We start from the raw sequence: 8,381 nt of genomic DNA on the forward strand, positions 1-8,381 counted from the left end.
CCGACATCAGGATCAGGTGATTTCTGCCTGATCACCGACCGGCCACTGGATGAGGTACGTGCCCGGCTCGCGGCCAATGGTGTGGCGGTGGAACTCGGCCCGGTTGAACGTATCGGGGCCCGAGGTCCGATGATGTCGGTTTATTTCCGTGACCCGGACGGCAATCTGGTCGAGGTCAGCGAATACCTGCCGTAGCCGCCTGCGACGCTGCGCCTTTCGGCGATGCGACTGCCGGTTCCCTAAATTCGCCGCGATTGTCCAATGTTGGAAGCAAGACCCCCGAAGGGCGGTAACAAGCGCGGCGCACAAAAGGTGTTTGGTTGTTCTTGCGCCAGCGCGTCGTTATATAAGGTGGCGATTGCCATAGGGTGATCGTCAAGCGCAAGATGTGGCTGCCACGCCCGGCTGAAGGTGCCGTTGCGGGCGCTGTGGAACGGGAACAGAGTGCTTTTTCGACGCCGTAAGCCTGATGGCCTTTATGAGCGGGTGCGTACCTACCTTTGGCCGCGCCGCTCGTTTTCGCGCTCGCTTCAGTATTTTTCCAAGCGCATCCTGCGGCTGAAGGCCACACCGCATGCGGTGGCGGCCGGCGTTGCGGCCGGTGTCTTCGCTTCATTCTTCCCCGTCGGGTTCCATTTCATCATCGCTGCCATCCTGTGCTGGGTGATCGCCGGCAATCTGGTGGCGGCGGCGCTTGGCGCGGTTTTTTTCGGCAACCCGCTGACCTTCCCGTTGCTATGGGGCGCGTCATGGGAAACGGGCAAACTCATCCTGCATGACCGCCTGCCGACGCATGGGCCGCCGGCACATCTGGGCGAGATGCTGCACAACCTCTCCTTCGCGCAATTATGGAAACCGGTCCTTGAACCGATGCTGATCGGCGCGGTCCCGCTCGGGCTTGCCTTCGGGCTGCTGTTCTACGCCATCACGCGCTGGGGCATGAACGCTTTCCGTGAACAGCGGCGTAAACGTCTGGCCGAGCGCGCAAGCCGGCATGCGCAATCGTCCCATCCCGGCGCAAGCATCGGTTCCACTGCGCGATGATCATCGGCATAGGCAGCGACCTGATCGACATCAGGCGCATCGAGAAATCGCTGGAGCGTCACGGCCAGCGCTTCATCCAGAGAATCTACACCGAGATCGAACAGGCGCGTTCGGACAATCGACGCGCCCGCGCGGCCTCCTATGCCAAGCGTTTCGCTGCCAAGGAGGCCTGCGCCAAGGCGCTGGGCACTGGTCTGGCGCAGGGCGTGTTCTGGCGCGACATGGGTGTCGTCAACCTGCCAAGTGGCGCGCCGACCATGGCGTTGACGGGAGGAGCGCTGGCCAGGCTGGACAAAATCCTGCCAAAGGGCCATCGGGCGGCAATCCACCTCACCATCACGGATGATTTCCCGCTCGCTCAAGCCTTTGTGATCATCGAGGCGCTGCCCGTCGAAGAAGCGCCACATTGATTGCCTCTGACGACCGGCATTGACGTTGCCCAGCGCGCGCCGAGACTCTATACCATCCAACGCACAATCGAGGACGACATGAGCGTGGCTGAAAAATCCGAGAAGAAATCCGGCGGGCTTGGCGAGACCGTCAGCGTCATCGTCCAGGCGCTTTTGCTCGCCCTGGTCATCCGCACGCTGCTGTTCCAGCCTTTTTCGATCCCGTCGGGATCGATGCGGCCGACGCTTTTGGAAGGCGACTATCTGTTCGTCACCAAATGGTCCTATGGCTATTCGCGCTATTCTCTGCCTTTCGGACCCGATATTTTTTCGGGCCGCATCTGGGGTTCCGAGCCGAAGCGCGGCGACGTAGCGGTTTTCAAGTTCCCACCTGATCCGTCCGTCGACTACATCAAGCGCGTTGTCGGCCTGCCGGGTGACAAGATCCAGGTCAAGGACGGCCAGCTTTTCATCAACGGCGTCGGCGTGCCGCGCGTGAAAACGGGCCAGATCGACAATCCCGACATCACCGAGGAATCGCGCCCGATCGATGTCTATCGTGAGACCTTGCCTAACGGCGTCAGCTACGACACGCTCGACCTGAATTCGAACTCGATCGGCGACAACACCCGCGAATTCGACGTGCCGCCCGGCCACTATTTCATGATGGGCGACAACCGGGACAATTCCGCCGACAGCCGTTTCACCGTCGGCTACGTTCCCGCGGAAAATCTGGTTGGCCGCGCCAATCTTGTTTTCTTCTCGATCGCCGGCAAGGCGAGCCCTCTCGAAATCTGGAAATGGCCGTCGCTGATGCGCGCTTCGCGCCTGTTCCATTTCGTCAATTGATGGCTTTGAAGCGTCCGACAGGCGAAACACTGGCCGGTTTGGTGAAGGCCAAGACCGGCCATGTCTTCCAGGACATCCGTTTGCTCGAGACCGCCTTGACGCATTCCAGTGCGGTCAAGGCGGCCAGCAACAATCAGCGTCTCGAATTCCTTGGCGACCGCGTGCTTGGGCTGATCGTCGCAGATATGCTTTTCGAGAAATTTCCTGATGCTCCGGAAGGTGAAATCGCCCCGCGCTTCAATGCGCTGGTCGATGCGCGGACATGCTCCGAAATCGGCATCGAAATGCAGCTGGAGGATCTGGTCCGCGCCGATTCCGCCTTGAAGATGCGGTCGCGTGGCTCGGGCGGAAACTATCTGGCGGATGCGGTAGAAGCGCTGATCGCGGCGGTTTACGTCGACGGTGGCATCGAGGCCGCGCGGCGGTTCGTCCTGCGCTACTGGGAACCGCGCTCGCATACGGTGATTGCAAAGCCGCTCAATCCGAAATCCGATCTGCAGGAATGGATTGCCAAGACCAGCGATGCGCGCCCGGAATATGTGATCGAAAAGCGAGAAGGCCCGGACCACCAGCCCGTCTTCACCGTGTCCTTGCAGGTCCGCGGCTTTGCGCCGATAAGCGGTACTGGCGGCTCCCGCAGGGTGGCCGAAGAAGCGGCGGCTTCGGCATTTCTTTTGCGCGAAGGCGTCTGGGCCACCACATCGGCCCAAAAATCGGAGCGCGCGCGCTCAAGTGAAGGGAGTGCGGCATGACCGCCACCGAAGAGCCGGCAACGGAAGCTGCCCCCACGCATTCCGGTTTCGTTGCCCTGATCGGCGCGCCCAATGCGGGCAAGTCGACGCTGGTCAACCAGTTGGTCGGCGCCAAGGTGTCGATCGTCACCCACAAGGTGCAGACGACCCGCGCCATCGTGCGCGGTATCGCCACGCATGACAATGCGCAGATCGTTTTCGTCGACACGCCCGGCATCTTCAAGCCGAAGCGGAGGCTCGACACGGCGATGGTGACCACCGCCTGGGGCGGGGCCAAGGACGCCGATATCGTGCTGCTTTTGATCGACGCCGAACGCGGCATCAGGGGCGACGCCGACGCCATCCTCGAACGGCTGAAGGATGTGCGCCAGCCGATGGTGCTGATCCTCAACAAGGTCGACCGCGTCAAGCACGAAGCGCTGCTGGCTTTGTCGGCGGCAGCGAACGAAAGGGTCCCGTTCAAGCGCACCTTCATGGTTTCGGCGCTGACTGGTTCCGGCTGCAAGGACGTGCTCGATTATCTGGCCGAGGCTCTGCCGGTGGGTCCCTGGTACTATCCGGAAGACCAGATCTCGGACCTGCCGATGCGCCAGCTCGCGGCCGAGATCACGCGCGAGAAGCTTTATCTCAGGCTGCATCAGGAATTGCCCTATTCCTCGCATATCGAGACCGAGAAATGGGAAGAGAAGCCGGATGGCTCGGTGCGCATCGACCAGACCATCTTTGTCGAGCGCGACAGCCAGAAGAAGATCGTGCTCGGCCACAAGGGCGAGACCATCCGCGCCATCGGCCAGGCGGCGCGCATGGAGATAGCAGGCATCCTCGAACAGAAGGTGCACCTGTTCCTGTTCGTCAAGGTGCGCGAGAACTGGGGCGACGACCCCGAGCGCTACCGTGAAATGGGGCTCGAATTTCCGCGCTAGGCTCGATGGTCAGCAAGCCGAACATCGACGTAACGCTTGTCAGCCGATTGATCGCCACGCAATTTCCCAACTGGAAGGATCTTGCGATCAGGCCGGTTGCATCAGGCGGCTGGGACAACAGGACCTTTCATCTCGGCGACGAGATGACCGTGCGGCTGCCGAGTGCCGCGGCCTACTCCCTGCAAGTGGAAAAGGAGCATCGCTGGCTGCCGAGGCTCGCACCTCTGCTGCCGCTGCCGATCCCGGTTCCGCTGGCGATGGGAGTTCCGACCGAAAACTATCCCTGGCACTGGTCCGTCTACCGCTGGATCGAAGGCGAGACGGCAAAGCGTGAGCGTATCGCCGGTCTGCCGCGATTCGCGACCGACCTGGCCGCGTTCCTGGTCGCCTTGCAAAGGATCGATGCCACTGGCGGTCCGGCGCCGGGACAACACAACTTCTTTCGCGGCGGAGCACTCAGCGTCTATGATGGCGAGGCCCGGCAAGCGATTGCTGCCCTCGACGGCAAGATCGCTACGGATGCCGCTAGTGCGGTGTGGGAGGCAGCGCTTGCCGCACAATGGCACGGTGCACCGGTCTGGTTCCACGGTGATGTCAGTTGGGGAAACCTGCTGGTCAGGCAAGGCCGATTGAGCGCGGTGATCGACTTCGGAACCTCCGGCGTCGGCGATCCCGCCTGCGATCTGGCGATCGCGTGGACGCTGTTGGAAGGCAAAAGCCGGGAGGCGTTTCGTGCCGGCCTTCCGGCCGACGAGGCGATGTGGGCGCGGGGTCGTGGCTGGACGCTTTGGAAGGCGCTGATCACGGTCGATGGGCAGATCGACGTTAACTCTGTCGAGGTTGAAAGATCCCGTCATGTGATCGATGAAGTGCTTGCCGATCACGCGCACGGGGCGTGAGGCGCCAAACGTTCAAGGCGCTCTCGCCCACCAGATCCTAATCCTGTCGCCGAACCATCCCCCTCGCATGGCGCGACCAGGGACATTCTGGCCGAAGCGATGCTTTCCCGAACACGCATCCCAATCCGCCTGATCGAGGCGGGCGATCACGTTGCCTGCGTCGCCAAGGTCGACTGAGAGGCGTCACGGAGGAATCGTTTTTCAACGGTTGGCTGCTGTCACGATCAGCCGCGCGACAGCGCTCGAGGGAGTTTCGATCGTCTTGGAAGAGGCAGACAGGCTTGGAAGCGTCATCCCGCTTTCCGCCTCGGTATCAGAGTGGGTTTGGCGGATGGGCGTCATCTGACGATAAAGGGGGGCGGCAAGATTCAGGTCGATTTCGGCGTAAATCAGGTAGCTATTCCGTATTGTGCGGTAATTTTAGAAATATAGCACCGCTAGAAGTGTATTTAGCCGCGTAAATATCCGTATATATATTCAACATATGACGTTGTGCCGATTGTGCCATTCGTTATAACGGCAAGTGTTATTTGTGCAACACAGCATTAATCTGTTCGCAGAATTGGCATTATTTCGGAAATCGTCATTGAAGGCAGATGGTTGATGGGTATGTTCGCCGCTGAAAAGGGCGAGCGGTGTGAGCCTTTTTCGTTGTGGGGGTGAGGCGGGAAAACATTGCCGCCAGCCACAAATCCGAAGCCATTTATAACTATGACTGGAGAGGTCAGAAAATGAACATCAAGAGCCTCCTTCTCGGCTCAGCCGCGGCCCTGATCGCGGTCAGCGGCGCGCGCGCGGCTGACGCTGTCGTCGTCGCCGAACCGGAACCGGCCGAATACGTCAAGATCTGCGACGTCTACGGCGCCGGCTACTTCTATATTCCGGGCACCGAGACCTGCCTGCGCATCGGCGGCTATCTCCGCTACGACATAGGCGTCGGCGATTCCGGCACGCTGGATGGCGTCAACAACGTTGCCGATCACCAGGACGGCGATAGCCACGACACCTATTACAAGAACATGCGCTTCACGCTGAGGACTTATACCGGCCAGGAAACCGAACTCGGCACGTTGAAGACCTTTACCGAGACCCGCTTCCAGTTCGGCAACTCTTCCGGCGACTATACTGGTGGCGGCACCGGCTGGCAGGCCGGCAACAAGACCACCACCCTCAACTTCGCCTGGATCCAGCTCGGTGGTCTGCGCGTCGGTAAGGACGAAACGGCATATGACCAGTTCATCGGTTACGCCGGCAATGTTATCCAGGACACGATCATCCCGTATGGTATCAAGGACACCAACGTCGTCCAGTACAATTTCGACGCGGGGAACGGCATCACGGGCGTGGTCTCGCTCGAAGAAGGCACTGCCGTTAACACGATCGACAGCTATGTTCCGCACGTCGTCGGCGGTTTGAAGTACAAGGGCGACTGGGGTGCGATCACCGGCGTCGTGGCCTATGACAGCAACTATGAGGAAGTGTCCGGCAAGGTTCGCCTGGACGTCAATGTCAGCAAGGAACTGACGCTGTTCGTCATGGGCGGCTACGGCACGGACGACAATTCCAAGGACGATGCCAACAACAACATCGACGTCCATGGCCGCACTCAGTACAAGCCATGGGGCGGCAACTGGGCCGTCTGGGGCGGCGGCGCCTACAAGTTCAACGAGAAGACCTCGTTCAACGTCCAGGCTTCGGCTGACGACGACAAGAACATCGCTTTTGCGGCGAACGTCGCCTACACCATCGTCCCCGGCTTCACGGTCACGACCGAAGTTGACTGGGATCACTACGGCAATTACGGCAACCCCTCCATCTACGGCAACTGGTCCAAGGCCGACAAGAAGGACGGCATCGGCGGCATTGTTCGCTTCCAGCGCAATTTCTAACGGATAGACTGACCTCACCAGCCCGCCTGCAGCACATCGCTGCGGGCGGTTTTTTATGCATTGTTGTGAGAGTTACCCGAGGGCCAAGCCCATACCTTGATTTCGCCCCCCGATCGGTGAAAAGCTCCTGAAATGGAATGGCGCGACGAGGGAATCATTCTCGGCACTCGCAAGCATGGCGAAACCAGCGCCATTCTCGAGGTGATGACGCGCGCGCATGGCCGTCATCTTGGCCTTGTTCGCGGCGGCCGTTCGCGCAAGCAGCAGCCCGTGCTCCAGCCTGGCAATCGAGTTGACCTGTTGTGGCGTGCGCGCCTTGATGAACATCTCGGCACGTTCCAGGCCGAAGCGATTGAGATGAACGCGGCCCGGTTGATGGACAGCGCCGTCGCCGTCTATGGCTTGCAGACCATGGCCGCGCATCTGCGCCTGTTGCCCGAGCGCGACGCGCATGAAGGTCTCTACGAAACGCTTGCCGTGATGATCGTCCATCTCGACGATGCCGATGCCGCCGGCGAACTGGTGGCGCGCTTCGAGCTTCTGGTGCTGGACGAACTCGGCTTCGGCCTCGATCTCAGCCAATGCGCCGCCACCGGCACGCGACAGGACCTGGCCTATGTCTCGCCGAAATCGGGACGCGCGGTATCGCGCGAAGCCGGTTTGCCGTGGCGCGACAAGATGCTGGCTCTGCCGGCCTTCCTGCAGCGCGGCTCCGGCCTGCGCGCCGATGCGGCTGATGTCGACGACGCCTTCCGCCTGACCGGCTTCTTTTTCACCCGCCACGTCTATGAGCCGCGCGGCATCGAGCCGCCGGACGCTCGTACCGGCTTCCTCACGGCCCTGCGCAAACATCACGCGCGCGGCAAGGCCATAGCTGGCGGGGACGCAGCCAGAGAAATCATCACATGAGCGAGGTCGAACTTTATCCTGGTCGGGTCTCGCCGCTCGGCCTCGGCACCATTCCGCACGCCGACATCCTGAAATACACAGGTTTGGAATTGCTGCAGCGCATCGTCGACGGCAAGTATCCGGCGCCGCCGATTTCCTTTCAGCTGAATTTCACTCTCACCGAAGTCTCGGAAGGGCGCGCTGTCTTTCGTGGCATGCCGAGCGAGCGCCATCTCAATCCGCTGGGCAGCGTGCATGGCGGCTGGGCGGCGACGCTGCTCGATTCGGCACTGGCCTGTGCCGTGCAGACGCTGCTCGAAAAGGGCGAGGCCTATACGACGGCGGAGTTCAAGGTGAATTTGACGCGTCCCATCACGCCGAAGACCGGCGAAGTGGTCTGCGAGGGCAGGGTTGTTCACAAGGGCCGCACGCTGGCGGTGTCGGAAGCGACGCTGAAGGATGCCGGCGGCAAGCTGCTGGCTTTCGGCACCGAAACATGCTCGATCTTTCCGGCCGCCAATCTGGCGGCGCGTTGACCGGCGGCGCACTGAGTTTTCCGAGCTTGGATTTTCTGGCCGTTTGGCCGCCGCATTTGAATGTCAGTACGACGAATGTCAGTGAAAACTGGCCTGGTTTGGGGGAACCGCCATGTTTGAAAGCCTGATCGGCCTTGTCGCCATCATCGCCTTGTTCGTCATCATTTCGCGCCAGCAGAGCCGCATCGGCCTTGTCGAGCGCGAGCTTGGCG

10 protein-coding genes are annotated in these 8,381 nt (G+C 61.0%); all 10 read left to right on the top strand.

Annotation, left to right across the window (positions count from 1 at the left end; all coding sequences use genetic code 11):
- Window positions 1-195, top strand: a 195-nt coding sequence (locus tag EN943_RS31970; protein WP_206522846.1) for a VOC family protein, incomplete at its 5' end; no start/stop codon positions are given.
- A gap of 249 nt (window positions 196-444) precedes the next feature.
- A complete protein-coding gene (locus EN943_RS31975) occupies window positions 445-1,044 on the top strand; it encodes a DUF2062 domain-containing protein (protein ID WP_027038036.1) in 600 nt (199 codons plus the stop codon).
- Entirely contained in the window at window positions 1,041-1,454 is a 414-nt protein-coding gene (acpS, locus tag EN943_RS31980; RefSeq protein WP_127415998.1) for a holo-ACP synthase, read from the top strand. Before EN943_RS31975 ends, acpS begins: the two co-directional genes overlap by 4 nt.
- 78 nt (window positions 1,455-1,532) lie before the next feature.
- Window positions 1,533-2,282: a signal peptidase I gene (lepB, locus tag EN943_RS31985; protein WP_013532585.1), complete on the top strand. Its 750-nt coding sequence runs from the start codon at window positions 1,533-1,535 to the stop codon at window positions 2,280-2,282.
- Window positions 2,282-3,034 (top strand): ribonuclease III, encoded by a 753-nt coding sequence (gene rnc / locus EN943_RS31990; protein ID WP_127416003.1) that lies wholly within the window; start codon window positions 2,282-2,284, stop codon window positions 3,032-3,034. The genes lepB and rnc overlap by 1 nt, the downstream gene beginning before the upstream one ends.
- The gene (gene era / locus EN943_RS31995) at window positions 3,031-3,957 is read left to right on the top strand and encodes a GTPase Era (RefSeq protein ID WP_127415999.1); all 927 of its coding nucleotides are present in this window, start codon (window positions 3,031-3,033) and stop codon (window positions 3,955-3,957) included. Before rnc ends, era begins: the two co-directional genes overlap by 4 nt.
- Before the next feature lie 5 nt (window positions 3,958-3,962).
- Window positions 3,963-4,856 (top strand): aminoglycoside phosphotransferase family protein, encoded by an 894-nt coding sequence (locus EN943_RS32000; protein WP_127416000.1) that lies wholly within the window; start codon window positions 3,963-3,965, stop codon window positions 4,854-4,856.
- A 731-nt stretch (window positions 4,857-5,587) separates the two neighbouring features.
- A complete protein-coding gene (locus EN943_RS32005) occupies window positions 5,588-6,745 on the top strand; it encodes a porin (protein ID WP_127416001.1) in 1,158 nt (385 codons plus the stop codon).
- A 132-nt stretch (window positions 6,746-6,877) separates the two neighbouring features.
- Entirely contained in the window at window positions 6,878-7,654 is a 777-nt protein-coding gene (gene recO, locus EN943_RS32010) for a DNA repair protein RecO (RefSeq protein WP_127416002.1), read from the top strand.
- A complete protein-coding gene (locus EN943_RS32015) occupies window positions 7,651-8,169 on the top strand; it encodes a PaaI family thioesterase (RefSeq protein WP_027162667.1) in 519 nt (172 codons plus the stop codon). Before recO ends, EN943_RS32015 begins: the two co-directional genes overlap by 4 nt.
- Window positions 8,170-8,381: the final 212 nt, after the last annotated feature.

Origin of the sequence: Mesorhizobium sp. M7A.F.Ca.US.006.01.1.1 (assembly GCF_003997935.1) — a bacterium.
Classification (GTDB): domain Bacteria; phylum Pseudomonadota; class Alphaproteobacteria; order Rhizobiales; family Rhizobiaceae; genus Mesorhizobium.

Bases quoted from the DNA above. Each gene is read 5' to 3' on its own strand.
- acpS (WP_127415998.1), top strand. From the start codon at position 1,041: ATGATCATCGGCATAGGCAGCGACCTGATCGACATCAGGCGCATCGAG.
- lepB (WP_013532585.1), top strand. From the start codon at position 1,533: ATGAGCGTGGCTGAAAAATCCGAGAAGAAATCCGGCGGGCTTGGCGAG.
- rnc (WP_127416003.1), top strand. From the start codon at position 2,282: ATGGCTTTGAAGCGTCCGACAGGCGAAACACTGGCCGGTTTGGTGAAG.
- era (WP_127415999.1), top strand. From the start codon at position 3,031: ATGACCGCCACCGAAGAGCCGGCAACGGAAGCTGCCCCCACGCATTCC.
- EN943_RS32000 (WP_127416000.1), top strand. From the start codon at position 3,963: ATGGTCAGCAAGCCGAACATCGACGTAACGCTTGTCAGCCGATTGATC.
- EN943_RS32005 (WP_127416001.1), top strand. From the start codon at position 5,588: ATGAACATCAAGAGCCTCCTTCTCGGCTCAGCCGCGGCCCTGATCGCG.
- recO (WP_127416002.1), top strand. From the start codon at position 6,878: ATGGAATGGCGCGACGAGGGAATCATTCTCGGCACTCGCAAGCATGGC.
- EN943_RS32015 (WP_027162667.1), top strand. From the start codon at position 7,651: ATGAGCGAGGTCGAACTTTATCCTGGTCGGGTCTCGCCGCTCGGCCTC.